The organism is Ferrovibrio terrae (assembly GCF_943372915.1).
Taxonomy (GTDB): domain Bacteria; phylum Pseudomonadota; class Alphaproteobacteria; order Ferrovibrionales; family Ferrovibrionaceae; genus Ferrovibrio; species Ferrovibrio terrae_A.
Genome location: NZ_CALSAN010000008.1, coordinates 58,160 through 84,946, shown reverse-complemented (window position 1 = coordinate 84,946; position 26,787 = coordinate 58,160). Strand labels below are relative to the sequence as shown.

General features: G+C 64.8%; 23 protein-coding genes and 1 tRNA gene. 16 read left to right on the top strand and 8 right to left on the bottom strand.

What is annotated here, in order from left to right; translation table 11 throughout:
• Positions 1 to 882: a LysR substrate-binding domain-containing protein gene (locus tag AAG821_RS07740; protein WP_341912327.1), complete on the bottom strand. Its 882-nt coding sequence runs from the start codon at positions 880 to 882 to the stop codon at positions 1 to 3.
• Positions 883 to 1,018: 136 nt separating this feature from the next.
• Here AAG821_RS07740 and AAG821_RS07735 point away from each other — a divergent pair, with 136 nt between their 5' ends.
• The 10 genes from AAG821_RS07735 (at position 1,019) to AAG821_RS07690 (ending at position 9,914) form a co-directional block, all read left to right on the top strand.
• Entirely contained in the window at positions 1,019 to 2,008 is a 990-nt protein-coding gene (locus tag AAG821_RS07735; protein WP_341912329.1) for a tripartite tricarboxylate transporter substrate-binding protein, read from the top strand.
• Positions 2,009 to 2,013: 5 nt separating this feature from the next.
• Complete coding sequence (locus AAG821_RS07730; protein WP_341912331.1) at positions 2,014 to 2,475, top strand: tripartite tricarboxylate transporter TctB family protein; 462 nt, start codon at positions 2,014 to 2,016, stop codon at positions 2,473 to 2,475.
• Positions 2,476 to 2,481: 6 nt separating this feature from the next.
• On the top strand, positions 2,482 to 3,981 hold the full coding sequence (locus AAG821_RS07725) for a tripartite tricarboxylate transporter permease (RefSeq protein ID WP_341912333.1): 1,500 nt from the start codon (positions 2,482 to 2,484) through the stop codon (positions 3,979 to 3,981).
• Between the two features lie 36 nt (positions 3,982 to 4,017).
• Positions 4,018 to 5,109 (top strand): beta-propeller fold lactonase family protein, encoded by a 1,092-nt coding sequence (locus tag AAG821_RS07720; protein ID WP_341912336.1) that lies wholly within the window; start codon positions 4,018 to 4,020, stop codon positions 5,107 to 5,109.
• A 179-nt stretch (positions 5,110 to 5,288) separates the two neighbouring features.
• Positions 5,289 to 5,987, top strand: coding sequence for a GntR family transcriptional regulator (locus AAG821_RS07715; protein ID WP_341912337.1), 699 nt, complete (start codon positions 5,289 to 5,291; stop codon positions 5,985 to 5,987).
• 5 nt (positions 5,988 to 5,992) lie between these two features.
• Positions 5,993 to 6,835 carry a transporter substrate-binding domain-containing protein gene (locus AAG821_RS07710; protein WP_341912339.1) on the top strand — a complete coding sequence of 281 codons (843 nt, stop codon included), beginning with the start codon at positions 5,993 to 5,995 and terminating at the stop codon, positions 6,833 to 6,835.
• Positions 6,836 to 6,847: 12 nt separating this feature from the next.
• Positions 6,848 to 7,525, top strand: coding sequence for an amino acid ABC transporter permease (locus AAG821_RS07705; RefSeq protein ID WP_341912341.1), 678 nt, complete (start codon positions 6,848 to 6,850; stop codon positions 7,523 to 7,525).
• A complete protein-coding gene (locus AAG821_RS07700) occupies positions 7,525 to 8,190 on the top strand; it encodes an amino acid ABC transporter permease (RefSeq protein WP_341912343.1) in 666 nt (221 codons plus the stop codon). Before AAG821_RS07705 ends, AAG821_RS07700 begins: the two co-directional genes overlap by 1 nt.
• 8 nt (positions 8,191 to 8,198) lie before the next feature.
• Positions 8,199 to 8,975 (top strand): amino acid ABC transporter ATP-binding protein, encoded by a 777-nt coding sequence (locus tag AAG821_RS07695; RefSeq protein WP_341912345.1) that lies wholly within the window; start codon positions 8,199 to 8,201, stop codon positions 8,973 to 8,975.
• 18 nt (positions 8,976 to 8,993) lie between these two features.
• The gene (locus tag AAG821_RS07690; protein WP_341912348.1) at positions 8,994 to 9,914 is read left to right on the top strand and encodes an aminotransferase class IV; all 921 of its coding nucleotides are present in this window, start codon (positions 8,994 to 8,996) and stop codon (positions 9,912 to 9,914) included.
• Between the two features lie 20 nt (positions 9,915 to 9,934).
• Here the strand turns inward: AAG821_RS07690 and AAG821_RS07685 are convergent.
• From AAG821_RS07685 to AAG821_RS07675, 3 genes are all read right to left on the bottom strand, one after another.
• Positions 9,935 to 10,009 (bottom strand) — tRNA-Val (locus AAG821_RS07685).
• Positions 10,010 to 10,070: 61 nt separating this feature from the next.
• The gene (locus tag AAG821_RS07680) at positions 10,071 to 12,527 is read right to left on the bottom strand and encodes a penicillin-binding protein 1A (protein ID WP_341912350.1); all 2,457 of its coding nucleotides are present in this window, start codon (positions 12,525 to 12,527) and stop codon (positions 10,071 to 10,073) included.
• A 126-nt stretch (positions 12,528 to 12,653) separates the two neighbouring features.
• Positions 12,654 to 13,814 (bottom strand): N-acetylmuramoyl-L-alanine amidase, encoded by a 1,161-nt coding sequence (locus AAG821_RS07675; RefSeq protein WP_341912352.1) that lies wholly within the window; start codon positions 13,812 to 13,814, stop codon positions 12,654 to 12,656.
• Between the two features lie 579 nt (positions 13,815 to 14,393).
• On the opposite strand from AAG821_RS07675, the gene AAG821_RS07670 reads away from it, so the two are divergent.
• The 3 genes from AAG821_RS07670 to AAG821_RS07660 are packed head-to-tail and all read left to right on the top strand — an operon-like array spanning position 14,394 to position 18,328.
• A complete protein-coding gene (locus AAG821_RS07670) occupies positions 14,394 to 17,372 on the top strand; it encodes an Rne/Rng family ribonuclease (RefSeq protein WP_341913353.1) in 2,979 nt (992 codons plus the stop codon).
• 8 nt (positions 17,373 to 17,380) lie between these two features.
• A complete protein-coding gene (locus AAG821_RS07665; protein WP_341913352.1) occupies positions 17,381 to 17,848 on the top strand; it encodes a GNAT family N-acetyltransferase in 468 nt (155 codons plus the stop codon).
• A 15-nt stretch (positions 17,849 to 17,863) separates the two neighbouring features.
• Positions 17,864 to 18,328 carry a YiiD C-terminal domain-containing protein gene (locus tag AAG821_RS07660; protein ID WP_341913351.1) on the top strand — a complete coding sequence of 155 codons (465 nt, stop codon included), beginning with the start codon at positions 17,864 to 17,866 and terminating at the stop codon, positions 18,326 to 18,328.
• A gap of 3 nt (positions 18,329 to 18,331) precedes the next feature.
• On the opposite strand, the gene AAG821_RS07655 is transcribed toward AAG821_RS07660, so the two are convergent.
• A complete protein-coding gene (locus tag AAG821_RS07655; protein ID WP_341913349.1) occupies positions 18,332 to 19,480 on the bottom strand; it encodes a pyridoxal phosphate-dependent aminotransferase in 1,149 nt (382 codons plus the stop codon).
• A gap of 7 nt (positions 19,481 to 19,487) precedes the next feature.
• Positions 19,488 to 20,963, bottom strand: a complete 1,476-nt coding sequence (locus AAG821_RS07650; RefSeq protein WP_341913347.1) for a gamma-glutamyltransferase — start codon at positions 20,961 to 20,963, stop codon at positions 19,488 to 19,490.
• Positions 20,964 to 21,123: 160 nt separating this feature from the next.
• Between AAG821_RS07650 and AAG821_RS07645 the strand changes: the two genes are divergently transcribed.
• The 3 genes from AAG821_RS07645 (at position 21,124) to prfB (ending at position 24,510) form a co-directional block, all read left to right on the top strand.
• A complete protein-coding gene (locus AAG821_RS07645; protein WP_341913346.1) occupies positions 21,124 to 22,470 on the top strand; it encodes a M48 family metalloprotease in 1,347 nt (448 codons plus the stop codon).
• Positions 22,471 to 22,551: 81 nt separating this feature from the next.
• Complete coding sequence (locus AAG821_RS07640) at positions 22,552 to 23,298, top strand: DsbA family protein (RefSeq protein ID WP_341913344.1); 747 nt, start codon at positions 22,552 to 22,554, stop codon at positions 23,296 to 23,298.
• Positions 23,299 to 23,396: 98 nt separating this feature from the next.
• Positions 23,397 to 24,510, top strand: a protein-coding gene (prfB, locus tag AAG821_RS07635) for a peptide chain release factor 2 (RefSeq protein ID WP_341913343.1) whose coding sequence is annotated in 2 segments (ribosomal slippage) — positions 23,397 to 23,462 and positions 23,464 to 24,510 — 1,113 coding nt in all. Because the reading frame shifts where the segments join, the coding sequence is not laid out codon by codon here.
• Between the two features lie 220 nt (positions 24,511 to 24,730).
• Here the strand turns inward: prfB and AAG821_RS07630 are convergent.
• Together AAG821_RS07630 and AAG821_RS07625 are read right to left on the bottom strand one after the other, a co-directional pair.
• On the bottom strand, positions 24,731 to 25,249 hold the full coding sequence (locus AAG821_RS07630) for a polymer-forming cytoskeletal protein (protein WP_341913341.1): 519 nt from the start codon (positions 25,247 to 25,249) through the stop codon (positions 24,731 to 24,733).
• Entirely contained in the window at positions 25,206 to 26,603 is a 1,398-nt protein-coding gene (locus AAG821_RS07625; protein WP_341913340.1) for a M23 family metallopeptidase, read from the bottom strand. The genes AAG821_RS07630 and AAG821_RS07625 overlap by 44 nt, the downstream gene beginning before the upstream one ends.
• Positions 26,604 to 26,787 lie beyond the last annotated feature (184 nt).

The following is a 26,787-nucleotide window of genomic DNA, read 5'->3' as shown; positions in this document are numbered from 1 at the left end:
TCAGTTCAGCCCCGGCACTTGCGCCAGCAGCACCGGCAGCGACGGGTTGGCATTGCTGCGGCGCCAAGCCAGATGCAGCTCGACAATGCGGGCATCCACCTCGATCGGCCGTAGCACCAAGCCACGGAAGCGCAGGTTGGTTGCCGCCTGCGGCACCAGGGCGAGGCCGAGGCCGGCTTTCACCAGACCGAGGATCGAATGGATCTGGCTGATATGCTGCACATATTGGGGCGCGATCCCGGCCTTGGTGAAAATCGTTGCCAGCAGGTCATAGAAATAGCGCGCCTCGTAGGGCGAATAGGTGACCAGCGGCTGCTGGTCTAGGTCGGCCAGCGACACCGCCGATGCCTTGGCCAGCCGGTGCCCCGCGGGGGCTGCCAGCAACAGCGGCTCGCGCACCACGCAGCGCGAATGCAACTCGATGCGGCTGAAGGGCGGCCGGATCAGGCCGAGATCGATACGGCCGGATGCCAGCGCCTCGATCTGCTCGGCCGAAACCATCTCGCGCAGGATCAGGTCGATATCCGGTGCTGCCTTGCGGAAACCGGCAATCAGCCGCGGCAGGTAATCGTAACCGGACACCGCCGTGAAGCCGATGGTGACGGTGCCGGCCTGGCCGCCTGCGGTGCGCTTGGCCGAAAGCGCCGCCGCCTCGGACAGGCGCAGCAGCCGACGTGCTTCGGGCAGGAAGGTGGCGCCGGCCGGGGTCAGCGCAACGGAGCGGCTGGTGCGGTCGAACAGTTTGACCTCCAGCATATGCTCCAGCAGCTGGATCTGTCGGCTCAGCGGCGGCTGGGTCAGGTTCAGGCGGCGTGCCGCCCGGCCGAAATGCAGTTCCTCGGCTACGGCAACGAAGCATCTGAGCTGGCTGAGTTCGAACATTGATCCAAAAAAGGTATTGATCCAGTCTGTAATTAACTCAGTCTGACATCGAATGTCTATTACGATCCTCACAGCAGGCGGCACCAGACCGCCCAGCCAATGGTTATTGGCCACCATGTTCTAGGAGGAACGCCAGATGAAAACCCGCATGATCCGGGCTGTCGCCCTGACGGCGCTTGCCGTCGCTGCCTTCGTCTCCACCCCGCTCACGGCCGCACGCGCACAGGACTTCAAGGGTCCGGTGCGTATCGTCGTGCCGTTCGCGCCGGGCGGCACATCGGACATTCTCGCCCGCCTGATCGGGCCGAAGCTGTCGGAAGCCATCGGCCAGTCGGTGGTGATCGAGAACAAGCCCGGCGCCGCCGGCAATCTTGGCGCCGAGGCGGTGGCCAAGGCCAAACCCGATGGCCACACCCTGCTGCTGATGGATGTCGGCAATCTCTCCACCGCACCCAGCCTGTTCCCCGATCTCAACTTCAACATCCAGAAGGATCTCGCCACCGTCGGCATGGTGATGTTCGGCCCCTATGTGCTGGCGGTGCATCCCTCGGTGCCGGCCACGACACCCAAGGATCTGATCGCCTATGCCAAGGCCAACCCGGGCAAGCTGGCTGTGGCCAATTCCGGCGTCGGTGCGGTCAACCACATCACGGCCGTCACCATGGCCAAGTCGCTCGGCATCGAATGGAAGAATGTGCCCTACAAGGGCGGTGCCGCCGCGTCGCGCGCCGTAATCAGCGGCGAAAGCAACGTGATCATCAATGGCACCACCGCGACGTTACCGTTCGTTGCCAACAAGCAGCTGGTCGGCATCGCGGTCAGCGGCGAAGAGCGCCTGCCCTCGGCCAAGGATCTGCCCACCTTCAAGGAAGCCGGTCTGCCCGGTGGCGATGCCGGCACCTGGCAGGGCCTGATGACCACCGGCGGCACGCCGGCGGCCACCGTGAACCGCCTGAATGCCGAGCTGAAGAAGATCCTCACCATGCCCGATGTGCAGGCCAAGATCGCCGAGCAGGGCGGCGTAGTGAAGGTCGGGTCGCCCGATGACTTCAAGACCTGGCTCGCCAACAGCGTGAAGACCTGGGGCGGCGTGATCAAGGAGGCTGGCATCAAGCCGGCTGACTGAGGCTGATGTCGACACGCCGGATCGATTGGCCGGATTTCCTGTTCGGCCTGTTCCTGCTGCTGGTCGCGACGGGCACGCTCGTCGCGACCAGAAAGCTCAGCATCGGCTCGGCCGCCAATATGGGCCCGGGCTATATGCCGCGCGTGATTGCTATCGCGGTGATCGGCTTCGGGCTGTTCTTTGTCGGCCGCGGCCTGATCCGAGCCTATCAGGGCATTGCGCGGGTGCATCTGCGCCCACTGTTTGCCATCGTGCTGTCGGTGGCGGTGTTTGCGCTGCTGGCCGAGCTTGCCGGCCTCGCCATCTCCGCCACCGTCACCATCATTGCGGCCGCCTTTGCCACCCGTGAGGTGCGCCCGCTCGAAGCCGTCGTCTTCGGCGTACTGATGGCGGCGCTGTCGGTTCTGCTGTTTGTCTCTGCGCTCTCGCTGCCGGTGCCGGTCTGGCCGGCAGACCTGTTCGGGTAAGCGCGCATGGAACTGCTCGATAACCTGCTGCTTGGTCTTGGCACCGCCTTCCAACTCAAAAACCTGGCCTTCTGCCTGCTGGGTGCTGTTATCGGCACGGCTATAGGCGTGCTGCCCGGCATCGGCCCGATCCCCACCATCGCACTGCTGCTGCCGTTTACCTTCGGGCTGGAGCCGGCTTCGGCGATGATCATGCTGGCCGGCATTTTCTATGGCGCACAATATGGCGGCTCGACCACGGCGATCCTGGTCAATGTGCCGGGCGAAACCTCCTCGGTGGTCACCTGCATCGACGGCCATGAGATGGCCAAGCAGGGCAGGGCCGGGGCGGCACTGGCCATCGCAGCAATCTCCTCTTTCTTTGCCGGCACAGTCGCCACCGTTGTGATCGCGCTGCTCAGCCTGCCGCTGTCGGCGCTGGCGCTGAAATTTACTGCGGTGGAGTATTTCTCGCTGCTGGTGCTGGGCCTGATCGCCGCCGTGGTGATGGCGCATGGCTCGGTGTCGAAATCGCTCGCCATGGTGCTGCTCGGTCTGCTGCTTGGCCTGATCGGCGTCGACGTCAATTCCGGCATATCGCGCATGACCTTCGGCGTCACCGAGCTGTCGGATGGCATTGATTTCGTACCGGTGGCGATGGGTCTGTTCGGCTTGGGCGAGATCATCGCCAATCTGGAGCGCAAGGACGAACGCCGCGTGGTCAGCCAGCGTATCCGCGACCTGATCCCCACCATGGCGGATATGAAAGCCGCCTTTCCGGCAATGTTGCGTGGCACGGCCATCGGCTCCATCCTCGGCGTGCTGCCCGGTGGCGGCGCCGCCCTGCCGCCGTTCACGGCCTATGCGGTGGAAAAGAAAATCGCCCGCGATCCCTCGCGCTTCGGCAAAGGTGCGATTGAGGGCGTTGCCGGCCCGGAAGCCGCTAACAATGCCGGCGCACAGACCAGTTTCATTCCGCTGCTCACGCTTGGTATTCCCTCCAATGCGCTGATGGCGCTGATGATCGGCGCGCTGATGATGCAGGGCATCCAGCCCGGTCCGCAGGTGATGGCCGAACAGCCGGTGCTGGTCTGGGGCCTGATTGCCAGCATGTGGGTCGGCAACCTGATGCTGCTGGTGATCAACCTGCCGCTGGTTGGCGTCTGGGTTTCGATGCTGAAGATTCCCTATCGCCTGCTATTCCCCGCCATCGTGTTGTTCTGCTGTATCGGCACCTACGGCATCTCGAACAGCCTGTTCAATGTCTGGCTCATGCTGGGCTGCGCGGTGGTCGGCTATTTCTTCATCAAGATCGGCGCCGAACCGGCGCCATTGCTGCTCGGCCTGGTGCTTGGCCCGCAGCTGGAGGAAAATTTCCGCCGCGCCATGCTGCTGGCCGATGGCGATTTCAGCGTCTTCGTGCGGCACCCGATCAGCGCCGGTCTGCTGGCGGTGGTGGCAATCCTGCTGCTGGCAATGCTATCGCCGGCCGTGCTGCGCAAGCGCAAAGAAGCAATTACGGAATAACCACACCGAATAACCAAACGGGGGGAGAAGACAAAAATGAAAACCTACCGCACCGGATTACTGGCCGTTGCCTTTGCCTGCGGGCTTCTGGCGTCGGCCGCCCAGGCCGACACCTATGTCTATGTCGGCAATGCCGACAGCAACGATATCCATGTGCTCAAACTGAACAAGGCCACCGGCGATCTCGCGCCGGTGCAGGTTGCGCCGTTCCCGGGCATCGAAAAGGCCGGCCCGTCGACACCGTTGGCCGTCAGCCCGGATCGCAAGTTCCTCTATGCCGGCGTGCGTGCGGCACCGTTCACGGCAGTGGGTTTTGCCATCGACGCAAAGACCGGCCGGCTGCAGCACACTGCCAACGGCCCGCTGGCCGACAGCATGGCCTATATCGCCACCGATCGCAGCGGCAAGTATCTGCTGAGCGCGTCCTATGGCGGCCACAAGATCACGGTGAATCCGATCACGCCGGCTGGTACGGTGCAGGCGCCAAGCCAGGTGATTACCACCGGACAGAATGCGCATGCCATCCTGCCCAGTCCGGACAACCGCTATGTCTTTGCCACCAATCTGGGCAGCGATGTGGTGCTGACGTTCAAGTTCGACTCGGCGACCGGCATGTTAACCCAGAGTTCGCCACCCAACACCGTAGCACCGGCGAAGTCGGGTCCACGCCATCTCGTGTTCCATCCCAATGGCAAATTCGCCTATCTGCTCACCGAACTGAGTGCCGACATCATTGCCTATCGCTACGATGCCAAGGCCGGCACGCTGAAGGATCTGCAGACCGTCAGCATCATGCCGGCCGGTGGTGCCAAGCCTTGGGCCGCCGATCTGCAGATCACGCGGGACGGCCGCTTCATCTATGGCTCGGAGCGTACCACCAGCACCCTGACCGGTTTCAAGGTTGATGCCACGACGGGCAAGCTGACCCGCATCGGCGAGGTGCCGACGCAGAAGCAGCCGCGCGGCTTCGGGATCGATCCCTCCAGCACCTATCTCTTTGCTGTCGGCGAGCAGTCGCATGCGCTCACCGCCTATCGCATCAACGCCACCACCGGCGCGCTGACGCCGATGAAGGACTATCCGGTCGGCAAGAAGCCGAACTGGGTCGAGGTGATCGACTTCAAGTAAGACGGGTCGAAACCATCCGGGGCAGACCGGAGGGGCCGGGCCCCGGATGGCGACAATAGAGATAAATCCGCTTACGGATGAATACGGTCGAATTCAATTGACGCCGGGGTGATTCTGCCCTCACATTGTCAACAATCGACAATCGACAGGGATTCGCGGTGCTGACATCCGAGATTTCCATGGCCCCGGGCCTCGCCCGCCTGCCCAAAAGCACATTCCGGCAGCACATCGCCGAACAGCTGCGGGCGGCGATCCTGTCTGGCCAGATCGCGCCGGGCGCGCCCATCGTGGAAACCGCACTGGCCGGCCAGTTCCAGGTTAGCCGTGGTCCGCTGCGCGAGGCACTGCGGCAGCTGGTCGAGGAAGGCCTGCTGGTGACGGTGCCCTATACCGGCACCCATGTGATCAGCCTGTCGGTAGAAGATGTGCGCGAAATCCATTCAATGCGCGTCACGCTGGAATGTTTCGCCTTCGAGCAGGCCTGGGACAGGCGCGATGCCGCTTTCCGGGACGAATTGCAGCGCCGCCACGCCGCGCTGGTCGCCACCATCGACGAGGGCGACGACCGCGCCAGCATCCTGGCCGAACTCGATCTGCACGGCCTCGTCTACGAGGCCTGCGGTCACCGGCTCTTGCAGCGCACCTGGAGCAGCCTGCGCGGCCGGTTGCAGCTTTACTGGGCGGCGCATCATCGCGCCCATGCCATCCGTGGCCCGAAGCGCGATGGCCATGAAAGCTATGTCGAGACCGCGCTGGGCGATGATCTGGAGGCCATGCGCGCCGAGATCAGGGCGCATATGCAGCGCGGTGGCCAGCAGACCGAGAAATTCCTGAAAGGGATGGTACAGCCATCCACCAATTCATCCAAAAGGGGGTAAGCATCATGATTATGGACCGACGCAGTGTATTGGCCGGCCTTGCCGGTGTTGGCGCGACCTTTGCTGTTGCTGGTGGCGTCCGCGCCCAGACCGCCGGCACGCTGGCCGAGATCAAGAAGCGCGGCACGTTGCGCGTGGGCGTGACCCAGGCGCCGCCGTGGTATTCCAAGGATCCGAAGACCGGCGAATGGAATTCTGGCCTTGGCGTGTCGATGGGCAAGGCGATGGCCGCCGTGCTCGGCGTGAAGTTCGAGCCGGTCGAGGTCACCTGGGGCACCGCGATTGCCGCCCTGCAGGGCAACAAGATCGACCTGATGTACATGCTGGATGCGACGCCGGAACGCGCCGCCGCCGTCGATTTCCCGCAGAACCCGCTGCTGTTCTATTCGATGGCCGTGCTGGCGCGCGACGACCTGGCGGTGAAGACCTGGCAGGATCTGAACAAGCCCGATGTGCGCATCGCCGTGCCGCAGGCCAGCAGCATGGACAAGTTCCTGACCGAGACCGTCGGCAATGCCGCGATCCAGCGCTTCCCCGGCAACCCGGAAGCCATCGCCGCCTTCCAGGCCGGCCGCGTCGATGCGGTCTGTCTGTTCCATCCGCCGCTGCTGGCGGCGCGCCAGCGCCTGGGCGCCGGCAAGATCGTGGTGCCGCTGCCGGCCCAGTCGCAGCCCTCCAGCGTTGCCCTGCGCAAGGAAGACGACAAGGCCTTCCTCACCTGGGTCGACACCACCATCAACGGCTACTACACCAGCGGCCAGACCCAGCGCTGGTATGAAGAATTCCTGCGTGGCTTCGGGCTGGATCCGAAATCCGCCCCGCCGGTGATGAAAGAAATGCTGAAGTAATCCGGCGGCATTATGTACCGCTGGGACTTCTGGCCGGTTCTGGCGAATGCCGACCTGCTGCTGCAGGGGCTGGTCAATACGCTGGCCGTCACCGGCACGGCATTGGCCTTCGGCATTCCGCTCGGTCTAGTTTTGGCGCTGGCCCGTTTATCGGGCCGGCGCCTGCTGGCCTGGCCGGCGGGATTCGTGATCGAATTCTTCCGCACCACACCGCCGCTGGTACAGCTGTTCTGGTTTTTCTTTGCCCTGCCGGTGCTGATCCGTGTCGAGATGACGCCCTTCATGGCCGCGGCGCTGACGTTTTCCATTCAGTCTGCGGCGTTCTTTGCCGAAGTGTTCCGCGGCGGTATCGTCTCGATCGAGCGCGGCCAGTGGGAAGCGGCGCGCGCCCTCGGCATGACGCCGCCGCAGTCGATGCGCCGCGTCATCCTGCCCCAGGCGGTCAAGCGCATGATTCCCGCCTTCATGGAGCGCGCCATCGAGCTGATGAAGACCACCACGCTGGTCGCCACCGTGTCCTATGCCGACCTGCTGTTCCAGGCCAACGAGATCGCGCAGAAAACCTTCCGCCCGCTGGAAGTCTTCACCGTCACGGCCGGCATCTATTTCATTGTCATCCTGCTGTTCAGCCTGATCGCGCGCCAGTTCGAGCGCCGGCTGGCGGTCAGCGGCGAGTCCACGGTGCACTGATGAACTATCAGTGGAACTTCGCCTCCGTCTTCGAGAATGCCGATGCGCTGCTCTATGGCGCCGTCGGCACCCTGCGCATTTTCGTCATCTGCCTGGTGCTGGGCCTCAGCCTCGGCCTTGTGGTCGGCCTGGCGCGTTATGCGCGGAACCGGCTGTTCAACTGGCCGGCCACGGCCTTTGTCGAATTCTTCCGCAACACGCCGGTGCTGGTGCAGATTCTGTGGTTCTATTTCGCCCTGCCGATGCTGGTGCCGTTTGAGATCAGCCCGCTGATGGCAGCGGCATTGGGCATTTCGCTGAACTCGGCGGCGTTTTCGGCGGAGATCTATCGCGGCGGCATCCAGTCGATCGAGCCGGGCCAATGGGAAGCCTCGCGCGCGCTCGGCATGACCGGCCTGCAGGCGATGCGTCGCATCATCCTGCCGCAGGCGCTCCGCCGCATGCTGCCGGCGCTGACCAATCGCGCCATCGAGATTTTCAAGATGTCGACGCTGGCCTCGGTGGTGGCCTATGTCGAGCTGCTGCAGCAGGGCAAGCTGGTCGCCTCGCTGAACTTCAACCCCATCGAGACCTACAGCGTCATCGCGCTGGCATTTTTTGTGTTTCTCTTCCCGCTGGTGCGCGCGACCTATGCGCTGGAACGCCGGCTGGCCAAAGGCGATTGAGGCGCATCATGGCAGACCCCCTGCTCAGAACGATTGGCCTGCGCAAAAGCTACGGCACCCATGAAGTGCTGCGCGGCATCGATCTGTCCGTGCTGCCGGGCGAACGCATCGCCATTCTTGGCGCCTCGGGCTCAGGCAAGAGCACATTGCTGCGCTGCCTGAATTTCATGGAAATCCCCACGTCTGGAACTGTCGAACTCGGTGGTCGCCTACTGGGCAGCGAGGGCAGGGGCGGCAGCGCACGCGTCTATGCCGAGCGCGAACTGACCCAGGTGCGCCAGCGCGTCGGCATGGTGTTCCAGCAGTTCAATCTGTTCCCGCATATGACGGCCATCGACAATGTGATGGAGGGCCTGCGCACCGTGAAGGGCGTGAAGGCGCCGGCGGCGCGCGAGCGCGCTATGGCCGAACTGGCCCGCGTCGGCCTGACCGACCGTGCCGAACAGTATCCGGCGCGGCTGTCCGGCGGGCAGAAGCAGCGCGTGGCGATTGCGCGCGCGCTGGCGATGGACCCGGAGCTGCTGCTGTTCGACGAGCCGACCTCGGCGCTCGATCCCGAGCTGGTGGGCGAGGTGCTCGGTGTGATCCGCTCACTGGCCGAGGAAGGCCGCACCATGCTGCTGGTCACCCATGAACTCGGCTTTGCCTATCATGTCGCCACCCGGGTGATCTTCATCGCCGATGGCGAGATCCATGAATCCGGCACCCCCGACGCGGTGCTTAAAAATCCACAGCGCGAGCGGACCCAGGCTTTCCTGGCACGCCATCGCGAATTCAGTCTCTAACCGGTTCGGATTTTCAAAATGACCACAGCATCCAGTCACAGCGCCCAGGGCTACGTCGACGATCCCCGCAACAATGATGTGCTGGTCTATGTTAACGGCGAATTCGTGCGCCGCGACCAGGCGCGAGTCTCGATCTTCGACAGCGGCTTCGTGCTGGGCGACGGCGTCTGGGAAGGACTGCGCCTTGTCAACGGCAAGCTGATCAGCCTGGAGAAGCATCTGGATCGCCTGTTCGAGGGCGCCGGTTCGATTGCGCTGACTATCGATCTGGGGCGGGACGGCATCCGTGCCGCGCTGCTGGAAACGCTGAAGCGCAACAACATGCAGGACGGCGCGCATATCCGCTTGATGGTGACGCGCGGTACCAAGAAGACGCCGAACCAGGACCCGCGCTTTGTCATCGGTGGCGCCACGGTTGTCATCGTGGCGGAATACAAGACACCGAAGCCGGAAGCCTGGCAGCGCGGCCTGTCGCTGTTCACCTCCACCTTCCGCACCAGCAGTCCCGATGTCTTCGACCTGCGGCTCAACTCGCACAGCCGGCTCAACCTGATCCAGGCTCTGATCCAGGCGATCAATGCCGGTGCCGACGAAGCGCTGATGCTCGATCCGCGCGGCTTCGTCGCCAGCTGCAACTCGACGAATTTCTTCATCCTGCGCGGCGATGAATTGTGGACCTCGACGCCGGGCTGGAGCTTCCGCGGCATCACCCAGGGCAGCGTGCTGCAGGCCTGGGCGGCGGCCGGTGGCGTGGCGCGCGAATGCGATTTCACCCTGGCGCAGGTCTATGCCGCCGATGAGGCCTTTGTCACCGGCACGCTGGGCGGCGTCACGCCGGTGACGCGCATCGATGGCCGCGTGATCGGCGATGGCAAGCCGGGCCCGCGCGCGCGCAAGGCCTATGAGCTGTATCTGGCCGCTGTGGCAGACCAGCCGTAAATTTCGGATGTCTGAGGAAATGGTGGGCGGTACTGGGATTGAACCAGTGGCCCCAGCAATGTGAATGCTGTGCTCTACCGCTGAGCTAACCGCCCACGCGAAGCAGCGTATAAAGAGGCCGCCTCAGACTGTCAAGCGGCCTGTCTTTCCAAGGGTTTAGTAAAGCCCGCCAGTGCCCGAGATAGGCGCCGAACCAGCCGAGGCGCCGACGCCGGAGATGCTGTCGCGCTCGTCCGACATCGAACCATCCAGCACCCGGCTGCGCTCGCCCAGCTGCGGCTCCGAGCCGGGCCGGAAGGCTTCCAAGATCACGTTGCGGTCGCCCGGCCGCGCCAGCTCCCCGGTCTCGGCCTGCACGCGCACCAGCCGCACGCCGGGCGGTACACGGAACTGGATATTGGATTTACCCTGCAGCGCCTCGGCCATGAAGGCGCGGAAGACCGGCACCGCGACCGACGAGCCGGTCTCACGCTTGCCCATGTCTTTCGGTGTGTCGTAGCCGATGAAAACGCCGACAGCCAGATCGGGACTGAAGCCCATGAACCAGGTGTCCATGCTGTCGTTGGTGGTGCCGGTCTTGCCAGCCAGCGGCTTGCCCAGCTCGCGGATGCGGATGCCGGTGCCACGCTGCACAACGCCTTCCAGGATCGAGGTGATCTGATAGGCGGTGACGGCATCGATCACCTGCGGCCGCGGATCGGGCAGGGCGGGTTCGCTCTGCTGGTTCCAGCCGGTGGTGACCAGGCAGTCGGGGCAGGCGCGCTTATCATGGCGATAGATGGTGGTGCCGTTGCGGTTCTGGATGCGGTCGATCAGGGTGGGCGTGATTTTCCGGCCGCCATTGACGAATTCGGAATAGGCGGTGGTCATTTTCATCAGCGTGGTTTCGCCAGCCCCCAGCGACATCGACAGCACCGGCTGCATGTTGTCGATCACGCCAAAGCGCTTGGCGTAATCCACCACCTTTTCCATGCCGATGGCCTGGGCCAGACGCACCGTCATCAGGTTGCGCGATTTCTCGACGCCGACGCGCAGGGTGGAGGGGCCATAGAACTGGTCGGAATAGTTGCCCGGTTTCCACAGCGGCAGGCCCGGGCCCTGGTCCATCACGAATGGCGCATCCAGCACCAGCGAGGATGGCGTGAAGCCGTTGTCGAGTGCTGCAGCATAGACAAACGGCTTGAAGGCCGAGCCGGGCTGGCGATTGGCCTGGGTCGCGCGGTTGAACTGGCTCAGCTTGAAGTCATAGCCACCCACCAGCGCCAGCACGCGGCCGGTATGCGGGTCCATCGCCACCAGGCCGCCGCCGATTTCGGGAATCTGCCGCAGGGCATAGCCGTCCTGCGGCTTGGCCGGATTGATCGCGGTCACCGCGATCACATCGCCCACGGCAATCACCTCGGCGGGCGTGCGCGGCACCGGGCCGAAATGATCGGGGCCCAGTTTCTTGCGCGCCCAGCGCAGGCCGGCCTGCGGCAGCACGGCCTTGCTGCCATCGGCAAAGCCGATGCTGGCGCTATCAGATTCCACGCTCAGCACGGCGGCGACGCGCCAGGGCGGCAGGATGCCGACAAAGGGTGGCATCGCGCTCAACTGCGTGCGCCAGTCCGAGTTGGGCTGCAGCTTGGCCAGCGGGCCGCGCCAGCCGCCGGCGCGGCGGTCATAGGCTTCCAGTCCGTCACGCAACACGCGCTCGCCGATGCTCTGCAGCTTCGGGTCCATGGTGGTACGAACGCTTAAGCCGCCTTCATAAAGGCCTTTCTCGCCCAGCCGCTGCGCCAGTTCGCGGCGCACTTCTTCGGCGAACCAGTCTGCACGGGCCAGTTCCGATTCCGGCCGCGCCAGGGCCACCAGCGGTGCGGCAATGGCGGCGCGCGCCTGCTCCACGGTGATGACGCCATCTTCCTGCAGGCGCTCGATCACCCAGTCGCGCCGTGCCTTGGCGCGATCCAGATGGCGCACCGGATGATAGTTGCTGGGCGCCTTGGGCAGGGCCGCGAGATACGCGGCTTCGGGCAGTGTCAGGTCGTAGAGCGACTTGTCGAAATAGACCAGGGCCGCAGCGGCGACGCCATAAGCGCCCGAGCCCAGATAGATCTCGTTCAGATACAGCTCAAGGATCTTGTCCTTGCTGAAGGCTTTCTCGATGCGGAAGGCGAGGATGGCTTCCTTCGCCTTGCGGCCGATCGAGACCTCGTTGCCGAGCAGGAAATTCTTCGCCACCTGCTGGGTGATGGTGGATGCGCCGACCGGTCGGCGGCTCTGTGCCAGGTTGGCGATGTTCTGCACCACGGCGCGCACGATGCCCAGCGGGTCGATGCCGCTGTGTTCATAGAAATTCTTGTCTTCGGCCGAAAGGAAGGCCTGGATCACCGGCTTGGGGATCGCCTCGATCGGCACGAACAGGCGGCGCTCGCGCGAATACTCGGCGATCAGGCGGCCATCGCCGGCATGCAGGCGGGTGGTCACCGGCGGTTCGTATTTCGCCAGCTGCTGATAGTCGGGCAGGTCGCTGCCGTAATACCACAGGCCGGCCAGGCCGGCGGCACCAGCGCCGAGGACCGCCAGCACGGCGAGGAACAGCAGGAAGAAGAAACGCGACAACAGGCGCATGGGAGGTCAGCTTCCCCGGGGCATTAGGGCGTATTTTGGCCGTAGAGGTACCCCCGAACGGCCAGTCTGTATAGCCACAAGATTGTGGCGTGGATACGGCAGTCCTGCCCGATAGTTAGGGGCTGTTCAGCGCGGCTCGACGCCGAAAAACCGGTCGATGGCGCCCACCACGGCGGCGGCCAGGCGGTCGCGGCCGGACTCCGAGAACAGCAGGGCCTCGTCGGCGGGGTTCGACAGATAGCCCAGTTCCAGCAGGGCCGAGGGCACATCCGGTGCCGACAGCACGCGGAAATTGGCCGCCCGCAGCGCGTTGCGCCGCAGCGGTGTGGTCTCGCCCATCGCCGCCGTCAGCAGGCCGGCAAAGCGGCTCGACAGTTTTGCCGTATCGCGCGAGGCCAGGTCGAGCAGGATCGACACCACGTCATCAAGGTCGCCGGCACTGGCCGTATCGCTCAGCTGGTCGGCGCGGTTCTCGCGCAGCGCCAGCGCCTCGGCCTCGGTATCGCTGGCGGCCTCGGCGCGGGTATACACGCTGGCGCCGCGGGTGGCGCGGTCGGATGACAGGCTGTCGGCATGGATGGACAGGAACAGGTCGGCTTCCTTGCTGCGTGCCAGTGCCACGCGCTCCGACAGCCGGATGAAGCGGTCGCTCTCGCGCGTCAGCAGCACGCGATAGCGCCCGGTGGCGCGCAGGCGCTGGGCCACAGCCTTTGCGACGTTCAGCGTGATTTCCTTCTCGTAGCGGCCCGAGGCACTGATGGCGCCGGGGTCCTGGCCACCATGACCGGCATCCAGCACGATCAGGCGGCGGCGCTCGCCGGCCGTGGCGGTGGGCGGCGGCGCGATATCGACGGCGGTATCCAGCGGCAGATGCACGGGCGCGGCAAAGGCGGCGGCAAAGGCATTGGGTTCGGCCGGGCGCAGGTCGATCACCAGCCGATGGCCGCGTACCCCCTGGGGGCCAAGCCGGAAGGCCCGTTCCACCACCGCCGGCTCGATCAGGTCGATGGCGATATTCAGCTGCCCGTCCGGGCCGGTCACCGGCAGGCCCAGGGCACCGACCAGGCCGCCAGCGGTCACCTCCGGTGCCGGGGCGGCCCAGCGCGTGCTTGGCAGGCTCAGTTGCAGGCCCAGCCCGTCGGCGCTGGCGGCCATGGCGGCGTCCAGCGGGCCGGACCCCTCGACCACCAATCGCGTCAGGCCGGCATTCAGGCCGAGCTGCAGGTGGGTCACGCGCAAAGGTTCGGCCTGCGCCGGGATCACGACCCCGGCACCGATTGCAATCATAAAAATTAATAAAATCAGATGTTTAATAAAAAATCCCCCGAAGCTTCACCGCGCCGCGGCAAGAAAGACCTTGTGGGTATGGCCCGGCAAAGCGTAGCATGCAAATGCGAATATCCGAGTCAGACCCGACCGTCCAGCCAAATGCTTGCCCGACAAGGACTTACAATCCTTCAAGGCCAGCCGGCCCGGAGGCGGCGGATCGGCGTAACGACGGTGAGCCCGACCGCAATCATCCAGAGTTCAGCCCGAAGGAGGCGACCTGGCGCGAAACGGCCCCCAAAGTGGCGCTCAAGACACCACGGATGAGATTAAACCTTCGGGGCGCCCGTTTCGGCCCCAGCCTAATACCAGGCTAGGATCGAACGGAGGCTCGGCAGACCGGCGCCGCGGCGCGCTCAGCAACTGTCCTCACAAGACAACCTGCTGATGAAGCGCCCACTCACCGGTCACCAGGATCATTACCGGCACCCTCTCTCGGGATCGTGTCGGGCCGATCCGGCCGCAGTCAGCTCCGACAGCAAAGGCGCGCCGCCGTCTGTTATTCGCGCGGGCGGTGCCGTGCCGCAGGAATAGTGCCTCATGGGCATGCGTATGTTGATTGATGCGACCCATCCGGAGGAAACCCGGGTTGTGGTCGTGAAGGGTACTCGGCTCGAAGAGTTCGATTACGAGACCTCCACCAAGCAGGTAAACAAGGGCAACATCTATCTTGCGCGGGTCACCCGCGTGGAGCCCTCGTTGCAGGCGGCCTTTGTCGAATATGGCGGCAACCGCCACGGCTTCCTGGCCTTCAGCGAAATCCATCCGGATTACTACCAGATTCCGATTGCCGACCGGCAGGCCCTGCTGGCACAGCAGGCCGAGGAAGAGGCGCGTGCCGCCGAAGCCGAGGAAGCTGAGCTGGCCGCCGAGGAAGCCCGTGCCGCGCGCCGCAATGCCGGGTCGTCGTCTGCGGGCGATGCCGAGCATGATGGTAACGGTGACGCCGGGGTCGAGATCGTCGAAGGCGATTACGACACGGTCGAAGAGATCACGGCAGAACCGGTGACCTCGGACGCCGCCGCCGAAGCGCCGGCTGCTGAAACCGCTGCTGCTGCCGAAGCGGTTGCCGAAGCGGCGCCCGTGTCTGCGCGCGCCGAACAGGAAGAAACCGTTGCTGCACCGGCGCCTGCCGTCGAAGCGCCGGTTGAAGCCGCGACTGAATCGAACGGCCAGCCAGCCTACTGGAACGTGCCGCATGTTGCGGCGCCGATTCCCACCATCACGGCACCTGCCGAAAATGGCGACGACCACGATCACCACGATCACGATCATCATGAGCATGGCGCCGATGAAGCCCATGCCGATGAAGCCCATTCTGATGAAGCCAAGGGTGGCGAGGAAAACGGCGGCAAGGGCGATGACGGCGATGAAAGTCGTGCGCGCCGCCGCCGCACCAATGTCTTCCGCCGCTACAAGATCCAGGAAGTCATCAAGCGCCGCCAGATCATGCTGGTGCAGGTGGTCAAGGAAGAACGCGGCAACAAGGGCGCAGCCCTCACCACCTATCTGTCGCTCGCCGGCCGCTATTGCGTGCTGATGCCCAATACCGCCCGTGGTGGCGGCATCTCGCGCAAGATCCAGTCGCAGGCAGACCGCAAGCGTCTGAAGGCGATCACGGCGGAGCTGGATATCCAGGACGGCATGGGCGTGATCGTGCGCACCGCCGGCATGGAACGCTCCAAGCCGGAGATCAAGCGCGACTTCGAATACCTGCTGCGCAGTTGGGACAGCATCCGCGAGCGCACGCTGGAATCCTCGGCTCCGGCCCTGATCTATGAAGAGGCCGGCCTGATCAAGCGCTCGATCCGCGATCTCTATTCGGATCAGATCGACGAAGTGATCGTGGAAGGCGAGGAAGGCTATCGCTTCGCGCATGACTTCATGCAGATGCTGATGCCCAATCACGCCGACAACGTGAAGCAGTATCAGGACAAGATTCCGCTGTTCACCCGTTACCAGGTCGAACAGCAGCTCGATGCCATGTTCTCGCCCACCGTGCAGCTGCGCTCGGGCGGTTACATCGTCATCAACCCCACCGAAGCGCTGGTCTCCATTGACGTGAACTCGGGCAAGTCGACCCGCGAGCACAATATCGAAGAGACGGCGTACAAGACCAATCTGGAGGCGGCCGAAGAGGTCGCCCGCCAGTTGCGCCTGCGCGATCTTGCCGGCCTCGTCGTGATCGATTTCATCGACATGGAAGAGAACCGCAACATCCGCAAGGTGGAGCAGAAGCTGAAGGAATGCCTGCGCAACGACCGCGCGCGCATCCAGGTCGGCCGCATCTCCGGCTTCGGCCTGCTTGAGATGTCGCGCCAGCGCCTGCGCCCCAGCCTGCTGGAAAGCTCGACCATGCCCTGCCCGCATTGCCAGGGCCGTGGCTATGTCCGCTCGATTGAATCGACGGCGCTCACCGTGCTGCGCGCCATCGAGGAAGAGGGCATCCGCGACCGTTCGGCCGAGATCACCGTGGCGATGTCGGCGGAAGTGGCGCTCTATCTGCTCAATCACAAGCGTGATCGCATCGGCGACATGGAACGCCGCTACATCATGCGCGTGATCCTGGCCGCCGATCCCAGCCTGGTGCCGCCGGACTTCCGCATCGAGCGCAGCAAGACGCGTCAGCCGGGCGAGGTGAATCGTCCCGAGGCACCGGTCAAGCTCGACCCGATGCGCCCGATCACGCAGGAAAGCGCCTATGCCAGCGATGCCGAAGATGGCGACGCAGCGGAAGAGGGCGACAGCGAAACCGAAGCCACGACCGAAGCCGGCAACGGCACGGAAGAGGGCGCCGAAGGCGATGCCCGCCGTCGCCGCCGTCGCCGTCGCCGTCGTGGCGGTCGTGGTCGTGAAGAGGGCGGCCGTGAAGATGGCGTCAGCGCCGAAGGGGCTGAAGCCTCTGAAGGCGGCGATGCCGAGGCCGGCACAGCTGGCGACGATATTGCCGATGAGTCTGGCGATGACGAGGCCGGCGAACCGTCGACCGAGGCGCGCGATGGCGAAGCCCAGGGTGAAGGCCAGGATGGCGAAGGCCGTCGCCGTCGCCGTGGCCGTCGCGGCGGTCGCCGCCGGCGTGGCCGTGAAGACGGCAGCGAGGGCGGTGAACGCACCGGCGAGCGCCAACCGCGTGCCGAGCGGGCGCCACGCGAGGATCGCCCGCGTCGCGATGACAGCTACGACAATAACGTCAGTGCGATGACGCCGGCAGCGATCGGCGCCATGCTGGATGGCGTGCCCGATTTCGATTTCGGCGATGAAGAGCCTGCGCAGGCCCCGGCTAAGCCGATTGCCCATGCGCCGGAAGCCCTCAAGCCGGTTGAGGAACCGCCGGTTGCGGCGCCGCCCGTGATCGAGCAGCCCGCGGCTGCGGCTCCCGTGCCGCCGCCCGTCGCCCCGGCCCCGGCTGCACCCATCAGCACCGGTCCGGTTTTCGCAACCACGGTGATTGCGCCCGATGGCACTGCCGATACGGCTGCCGATGCGCCAGCCCCGAAAAAGGGCTGGTGGCGCCGTTGAGCGCACCGATGATCGAACCGCCAATCCGCCGCGCCACGTCGAAAGACGAGGCGCGGCTGGGTGCCTTGCAGAAGCGCGCCTATGTCAAATACGTGCCCCTGATCGGCGCCGAACCGCAGCCGATGGCGGAAACCGCCGCCGGCCTGCTGCAGGCCTACGAGGTTTGGGTGGTCGATGGCGTCGAAGACGGCCTGGCCGGTGCGCTGGTGCTGCGCACCGCCGCCGATCATCTGCTGATCTGGAGCGTGGCGGTCGATCCGACCCAGCAGGGTACCGGTCTTGGCCGTCGCCTGCTCGATTTCGCCGAGACGCAGGCGCTGGACCGCGGCTTCAGCGAGGTGCGGCTCTACACCAACGCGCTGTTCACCGAGAACCGCAAGCTCTATGCCCATCTTGGCTATGCCGAGACCGGTTCGGAGACCTACGAAGGTCGCGAGCTGGTGCATATGGCCAAGGCGCTGGACGCGACGGCGTAGCCAGACGGCTGGTCGATGACCGCCGAGTCAGCGCCCGCGCTCGAAGCCTATCTGCACAACCATATCCCGCTCTCGGCGGCGATGCAGGTTTCGGTCATATCGGCCTCGTTCGAGGCCGTAACGCTTGGCGCGCCGCTGGCGCCTAACATCAATCATCGCAGCACGGCCTTTGGCGGCAGCGTCTCGACGCTGGCGATCCTGTCGGCCTGGTCGCTGGTCAATCTGCGTCTGAATGCCGAAGGACTGCGCACCCGGCTGGTGATCCAGTCCAACCACATGGATTACGACGCACCGATCGAAAGCGACTTCACCGCCACGGCAACGCTGGCCGATCCTGCCGCCTGGCCGCTGTTTATAAAGATGCTTCGGCGCAAGGGCCGCGCCCGCATCGTGGCGCAGTCGGTGGTGCAGTGTGGTGAAATCCTCGGCGGGCGTTTCGAAGGCGAGTTCGTGGCGTTTCGCCTCGACGGCGCCGCCTGACGCCTATTTCACCCAGCCCTTCAGCCGCTTTGCTGCCTCGATCATGCGCTCGGTGCTGCCGGCAAAGGAATAGCGCATGAAGTAATGGCCGCGGCCGCGGTCGAAATCGAAGCCCGGCGTCGCCGCGATGCCGGTTTCGGCCAGCATGCGCTTGCAGAAGTCGTTCGCATCGTTGGTGAAGCGGCTGATATCGGCATAGAGATAAAATGCGCCATCGGCCGGGGCCAGGCGATCAAATCCAGCCTTGGGCAATTCGTTCAGCAGGATCTCGCGGTTCTTCGCATAGCGCGCCACATTGGCTTCAAGTTCTTCATATGAGTCGAGTGCGGCGACGCCGGCCACCTGGCTGATGCCGGGTGCCGAGATGTAGAAATTCTGCGTCAGGCATTCGATCGGCCGCAGCAGGGCCTCGGGCACCACCATCCAGCCAAGCCGCCAGCCGGTCATCGAGAAGTATTTGCTGAAGCTGTTGATCACGATGGCCTGGTCGGTCAGCGCCAGCACCGACTGCGCGCGGCCGTTATACGTGATGCCGTGATAGATCTCGTCGACGATCAGCCAGCGGCCGTTCGCGGCGCAGTCATCCACCAGGGCCTTCATTTCGGCATCGCCCAGCATGGTGCCGGTCGGATTGGCCGGGCTCGCCACCAGCACACCCCTGGCATCCGGCGCCTGCGCGTTGATCAGATCCGGTGTCGGCTGGAAGCGGGTCTCCGGCTCGGTGACGATCATCGCCGGATTGAGGTCGAGCGCCTTCAGGATGTTGCGATAGGCCGGATAGGCCGGCTCGCCCAGCGCGACCTTGTCGCCGGCATCAAAGGCCGAGAGAAACGCCAGCTGGAAACCCGCCGATGAGCCGGTGGTGACGACGATCCGTTCTGCCGGCACATCGAGGCCGTAATAGCTCCTGTAATGCCGCGCGATCGCCGCACGCAACTCGGGAATCCCGAGCGCCAGCGTGTAGCCGAGCGGATCGCGCTGCATCGCCTCCGTTGCGGCTTCGATGGCCTTGCGCGGTGCCGGCGTGGAGGGTTGGCCGACCTCCATATGAATCACATCGCCGCCGGCGGCCTCGCGCGATGCGGCGGCCTTCATCACTTCCATGACGAAGAAAGGGTCGATGGCGCCCCGTCGCGAAGGCTTCGGCATCATGGCGGCGTCAGTAATTGCGGCCAAAGGCGAGGCCGTAGCCGCGCCGGTCGGTGGCGAAGCTGCAGGTGGCCGGATCGCGCGGCAGTCCGCCGCTGCAATAGGTGAGGTTGACGCGACCAAGCCGGCCGATCTCGTTCACCGTGACGCCGCGCTGCTGCATCTCCTTGTACAGCGCCGGATCGGTGCCCGGCTCGACCAGCAGGGTCGATTGCGGATTGGCCTGGAATAGGCGCGGCATGTCCAGCGCGGGCGCGGCGGGATCGGTTTTCGTCTTGCCCAGCGCCACCTGCAGCACACTATAGGCCACGGCGGAGGCGCTCGGTGCGCCACCGCTGCCGGCCACGGCGAAGAAGGACTGGCTGGTGCGCGGCACGAAGCCGACCACGGCGGTAAGATACGGCGTTTCGTCGCCGCCAAGACCCGGCGGTGCGGCAAACAGGATGCCGGTCTCACGACCGACCAGGCGGGAGCCATATGACAGCCCCATGCTGAAGGCACAGGCTGCGGCGCCACCGCGGCTGTCCATCGCCGCGACGCTGCTGGAGCCGAAGCTGTTCATCGGCAGGGTGTTGGGATCGCTGCGATAGGCCTGGCCCAGGCTGGCGGCAAATTTGTCGCCGCGCACGGCGCTACCACTGCCGCTGCCGAACAGGTTGGAGTTGCGGAAGAAGCTGCCGCCGTCATAGGTCTGCTCCAGCAGCCAGGCGGCCACAGCGCCGCCAGCCGGCGTGTTTGCGGCATAGATGGTGACCGCGTTGTCGAACGGCACCTCGATCGGCTTGTTGATGGCGGCGGCATAGCCGCTGAGTTCCTCGGCTGTCACCTTGCCACCGGTGGCTGCGATATCGGCCAGCAGCAGCTGCGCCAGATTGCCCTGATACAGTTCGTTGGGGCCGCCCATGCGCAGCCGTGCCAGCACGCCAGCGAGGCTGAGCTGGGTGCGCGTTTCGCCTTCCTGCGGCACCATGCCGCTGCGGGTGCCAAAGATGGTGCGCAGGGCCGGGCTGTCGGTGACCGGCGGCTGCGTCTCGACCGCGGCCTGCACGAAGGCGCGGCTGGCCGCCTCGCCAAAGCGCGCCAGTTGCTCGGCCGGCGTGACCACGGCTTCCCAGCGCAGGCGACCGTATTTGCTCTGCAGCAGGCCCAGCCCCCGTACCATTGCCGGGATGGCGACCGGGCCGCCTGCCGTCGGCGCTATGGCCGGGAATTCGATGGTTTCCGCTTTCTTGGTGACGGCATTGCTGGCGACACAGACGCCGCCGCCGCCCAGGCCGGCGCCCGAGGGGTAGGTGACGGCATAGGCCAGTGCAGCCGCCACCACGGCATCGGCAGCGCTGCCGCCATTTTGCAGGATATCGCGGGCCACCATGGCGGCACGGGGCTCGTCGGCGGCCACGCCGCCGCGGAAATTGGCCAGATAGTTAATGGTGCCGGGGCCTTCTTCCGACTGGAACCAGGCGCCCTTCCCGCAGGAGGCGGTCATTAACGCTACCAGGGCGAGCAGGGCGCATTGACGGACGGTACGACCATGCTTACCTCTACGATGCTGCAGGAGGCCGCCCGTTGTGTTGGGACAATACTTCGCCATGCGCCGTTCTCTCATCCGCCGTTCGTTGATCCGACGTCTTGTGGCTGTCGGGTGTATGCTGCTGACGGCCGCCAGCGCGATTCTGCCGACCGCGGCCGAGGCCCAGCGCCGCAACAGCATTTCTCTTGTGCGCGACGCCGAGATCGAAAATACCATCCGCGCCTATTCGGCGCCACTCTTCGGGGCGGCCGGATTGTCCAATGAAGCCATCACGGTGCATCTGGTCAACGACCGTGCCCTGAACGCCTTCGTGGCCGGTGGCCAGCGTATCTTCATCAATACCGGCTTGCTGATCCGGGCCGACCGGCCGGCCCAGGTGATCGGCGTGCTGGCCCATGAAATCGGCCATATCGCCGGCGGCCATCTGGCCCGCCTGTCCGATGCCATCGACACCGCTTCCACCGCGATGATCCTGTCCCTGCTGTTTGGTGCTGCCGCGGCGGTCGCCGGCTCGGGCGAGGGCGCGGCGGCGGCCGTGCTCGGCGGCCAGCAGGTCGCCGAACGCAACCTGCTGGCTTTCACCCGGGCGCAGGAATCGGCGGCCGACCAGGCCGGCGCCAGTTTCCTGGAGCAGACCAACCAGTCGGCCTCTGGCCTGGTCGAATTCCTGCGCATCATCGGCAACCAGGAAGCCCTGATGTATGAGCGCCAGGATCCTTATGCCCGCACCCATCCGATGACGCCGGAACGCGTTGCCGCCCTGGAGGGCCGTTTGTCGCGCTCGCCGGCGCGCAATGCGCCCGATACGCCGGAGAATCTCGAGCGCTTCAAGCGTATGCAGGCCAAGCTGATCGGGTATCTCGATGGCCTGCCGGCCACACTGCGCAAATATCCGCAGAGCGATACCTCGCTCTACGGCCGCTATGCCCGTGCCTTCGCCTATTTCCGCGGCCTGGATTTCCAGAATGCGATCAAGGAAGTCGACGGGCTGATCGCGCTGTATCCGAACGATCCATATTTCCATGAACTGAAATCCGACATCCTGCTCAACCAGGGCAAGGTGGCGGAGTCGCTGCCCAGCATGCAGGAAGCCCAGCGGCTGGCGCCGAACGAGCCGCTGCTGGCGCTGGGTCTGGGTCAGCGCATGGTGGCGTTGGAAGACAACAGTCGCTTGGCTGAAGCGATCGATATCTTGAAGAAGGTGACGGTGCGCGAACCCGACAATGGCGCCGCCTGGCAGCAGCTCGCCGTGGCCTATGGCCGAACAGGCGATATCGGCATGGCATCATTGGCCTCGGCCGAGCGTTTCCTCGTATCGGGCAGTTACCGTGACGCGCTGGGCCAGGCCGAGCGCGCCAGCCGGATGATGAAAGAGGGCACGCCGGGCTGGCTGCGCGCGCAGGATATCGTCGCCGCCGCCAAGGATGGCCAGCGCGAGGATCGCCGCCGCGGCGGTCGCTGACCCCACCTTCACAGGCTTGTGGCTTGTGCCGCCGGCTGTGGCCCGGGCATAGTCCGGACTGATTTCCAAGAGGATTGAGACATGTTTCGCTTTGCCCGTTTTGCTGTTGTCGCGGTGGCCCTGTTCACAGGGTCTGTGGCATCGGCGCAGCCCCAGCCTTTCACGCCCGAGCAGAAGGCGGCGCTGCAGCAGATCGTGCGCGATGTGCTGATCAGCAATCCGGAAATCCTGGTCGAGGCGATGCATGCGCTGGAAGCCAAGCAGCAGGCCGAAGCCGGCAAGGCCGCCAAGGCGGCCATCGCCGCCAACCGCAAGGCGATCTTCGAGGATGGCGTGTCCTTCGTTGCCGGCAATCCAAAGGGCGATGTCACCATCGTCGAGTTTTTCGATTACCGCTGCGGCTACTGCAAGCAGGTGCAGCCCAGCCTGCTCACGCTGCTGAAGGAAGACAGCAAGATCCGCCTGGTGCTGAAGGAACTCCCCGTGCTGGGGCCTGACAGCGTGATGGCCTCGCGCGCTGCCGTTGCCGCACTGGAGCAGGACAAGGGCGGCAAGTATCTCGGTTTCCACAATGCGATGATGGCCTTCCGCGGCCAGATCAACGAGGCCGAGGTGATGCGCATGGCCACTGAGGCCGGGCTCGACCTCAAGAAGCTGAAAACCGACATGGCGAGCGCGAAGGTGGAGCAGGTGCTGCGTGCCAATCTGGCGCTGGCCGATACGCTTGGCATCCAGGGCACCCCGGGCTTTGTCGTCGGTGAGGAAATGGTGCCCGGCGCGGTGTCGCTCGATGCCCTGCGGCAGCTGGTCAAGCAGGCGCGCAGCTGAATCCCCATTCTGGCCCGGAAAACCGGGAGGTTTGACGAATTTGGCCGGACTGCTTATGGTCCGGCCGCAACACGCCGTTTTCTTACCAAGGATTTGTTATGCGCGCCGAAATCAGGGCGATGGCCGATGAGATCCAGCAGTCGCTCGGGCTGCTGAGGAGGTCTCTTTGACTGGGATAACGCAGTCAAGAAACTCGAAGAACTGAACGCGCGGTCGGAAGACCCCTCGCTCTGGAACAAGCCGGCCGAGGCCCAGGCCCTGATGCGCGAGCGCACCAAGCTCGATCGCGCCGTCAGCACCCAGCGCCGGCTCGAATCCGCGCTGCAGGACAATCTCGACCTGATCGAGATGGGCGAGGCCGAGGGCGACCAGGGCGTGGTCGACGAGGCCGAGGCCGTGATCATGGGCCTCAGCAAGGAAGTGGCCCAGGCGCGGCTGGAAAGCCTGCTGTCGGGTGAAGCCGACATGAATGACAGCTTCCTGGAAGTGCATGCCGGTGCTGGCGGCACCGAGAGCCAGGACTGGGCCTCGATGCTATTGCGCATGTATGTGCGCTGGGCCGAGAAACACGGCTACAAGGTCGAATACCAGGAAGAGAGCGAAGGCGAGGAAGCCGGCATCAAGTCGGCCACCATCAAGGTCAGCGGCCCGAATGCCTATGGCTGGCTGAAGAACGAGAGCGGCGTACACCGCCTGGTGCGCATCTCGCCCTACGACTCAAATGCGCGCCGCCATACCAGCTTCTCCTCGGTCGGCGTCTATCCGGTGGTCGACGACACCATCGAGATCGAGGTGCTGGACAAGGATCTGCGCGTCGATACCTATCGCGCCTCGGGCGCCGGCGGCCAGCACGTCAACAAGACGGACTCGGCCGTGCGTATCACGCATATCCCGACCGGCATCGCGGTCGCCTGCCAGATCAACAAGAGCCAGCATCGCAACCGCGACGAGGCGATGAAGATGCTGAAGGCGCGGCTGTACGAGCGCGAGCTGCAGAAGCGCGAGGCCGAGGCGCAGGCGTTGAACGACGCCAAGACCGATATCGGCTGGGGCCACCAGATTCGCTCCTATGTGCTGCACCCGTATCAGATGGTGAAGGACCTGCGCACCGAGCTGGAGACCAGCGATACGCAAGGCGTGCTGGATGGCGATCTCGACGCCTTCATGGCCGCTCAGCTCGCGTCCAAGGTCGGCAACGGGGAGACGGCGTAAGGCCACGCGCCACTTTCCCATTCATCGTCATCCTCGGGCTTGTCCCGAGGATCCATTTCCCTTCCGGCATGGTCATGGCGTGACAGGACCGGCGGATGGACCCTCGGGTCAAGCCCGAGGGTGACGGCTTTATTTTATTGGGTTGTGACACAAAAAAACGGCGACGCTGACTGCGTCGCCGTTTTCTCGTCTGCTAGTGACTACGCGTAACGTCGTTAATTCAGTTGGTGGCGCGGGCCAGGCCGGGCAGGCTGCCGATATCGGTGGCTGCGGCCGTCTGGCTTGCCTTGTGCGGCTTCTGCGTCGGCTTGTCGGCGGGCGCGTCCACGGCCTCTGGCAGCTGCACCACACTCAGCTTGGTGGTGCCGGCACCCTCGCGTGGGTTTTCGGCAAACTTGCAGAGGCCTTCGATCTTGGCGCCGGCGGCAATGGACAGAAGTTCGTGCCAGATGTCGCCGCGCACCTTGGCGGTCTTGTCGAGTTCGACCGACTTGGCGCGGATACGGCCAACCACCTCGCCGCGGATCAGCACATGCTCGGCCACCACCTCGCCGATCACCTTGGCATTCTCGCCGATGGCGAGGCGGCCCGCGGTGACGTCGCCGTTGACGAGGCAGTCGATCTGCATCTCGCCTTCGGAAGTGAGATCGCCATTGACCGTCAGGCCTGCGCTCAGGATCGACGGCGGCTGCTGCTTAGCGGCGGCCGGCGGATTGGTTTTCTTGCTGTTTGAAAACATGATAGCCAGCCTCAATGAATTTGCCGGGATCGATCTGCTCGTCATCGAGCAGGATTTCGTAATGCAGATGCTGACCGGTGCTGCGACCGGTCGAACCCATGGTGCCAAGCTGTCGTCCGAAGGCGATGGTCTCGCCGGCCTGTACCGAAATCGCGCTGAGATGAGCATAGCGGGTTTTCACGCCGAGGCCATGATCGATTTCGACCGCACGACCGTAAGGTCCCTTGCGGCCGGCGAAGACAACCACGCCGGGCGCGGTGGCCATTACCGGAGCGCGGGCCGGACCGATGAAATCGATGCCGGCATGGAAGGCCGGCTGCTTGGTGAAGGGATCGGTGCGCCGGCCATAGGTGGATGACACTTCCGCATCGGCGGCCATCGGCAGGTCGAGAGGCAGGCGCTGGGCCAGGGCAAGCAGATCGCCCCAGCGGCCGAACTTGCCTTCCAGGTTGTTCATTTCGCGATCGGCATTCGGATCGGCCGAGGCCACCAGTGCCGTGCCGTTGATGCTGCTGCCATTGGTTTCGCCCAGCGCGCGCAGCGGGCCGCCGACGCCGACATCGGCGCGTGCCTCGCTGGCGCGGGCCAGCATCGCGTTGACATCCAGGCCGGTGCGGCCCAGCGCCTTTTCCAGCATGGCGAGGCTTTTCTCGGTGCGCGAGCCCAGATCGTCGATCAGCTCGCGCTGATGACCGCGCACGCTCAGGATGCGCGTTTCGATGTCGCGCGGCTTCACAGCCGGAACCGGCGGCCTGGCCTTGCTCTCGCGCAGCATGCCTTCCAGATCCTCGATCGAGGCCGGATCGTCGTTGTCGCGGCCGCTAGCTGAAGCGATCTTCACCTCGGCCTTGTCGCCAGACTTTGCATCGGCGACGGCCGTGCGGCCGTCAGGCTTGGCAACCTTGGGCTCGGGCTTGGCAGCCGGAACCGCCGCATTCTGGCTCGCCGGCGGCGTGCTGCCCTTGGCAGCCTCTGCGGTGTCAGACGGCAGGGCGGGGGTGCGCTGCTTCATCGCCATGTCGTACAACCGGCGATAGCGCTCCTCGAGGTCGCGCGAGGCGACGACGAAATTCTCCTGGTTCTTTTCGTAATCGGCGGCGAGCCGCTCGTAGGCGTAGCTCAACTCGGTGATGCGGCGGTCGCGCGCATCCAGCATGGCATCGCGGTAAAAGACGTTAACGGAGGCATACCCGATCCAGCCGGCGAAGGCGACAATGCTGGTCGCCATGGCGATCTGGGCGCGACTGGAGAGAGCGACATAACGGACGTCGCCGCGGCTGCGGAAAATGATCTGCCGCTCCGGGAACAGGCGGTCGCGCAACTCCCGCCATTGCCGTCTCGCGCGTCGCGTCACTCAACCCCCCGACTTGTTTCAAGAATGAATGAACTTTTCGGAATTCTGCCCACGCTTTTTTAACCCCTCGCAGCGGGCCTCTGGATTAGGGCTTATTTGGTTTGGTTAATGCAAGAAAGAATCTGTTACGTTTTCCAAAAATACACGTGCGAACACGGACTTAACTCGTGTCCGACGAGTTATC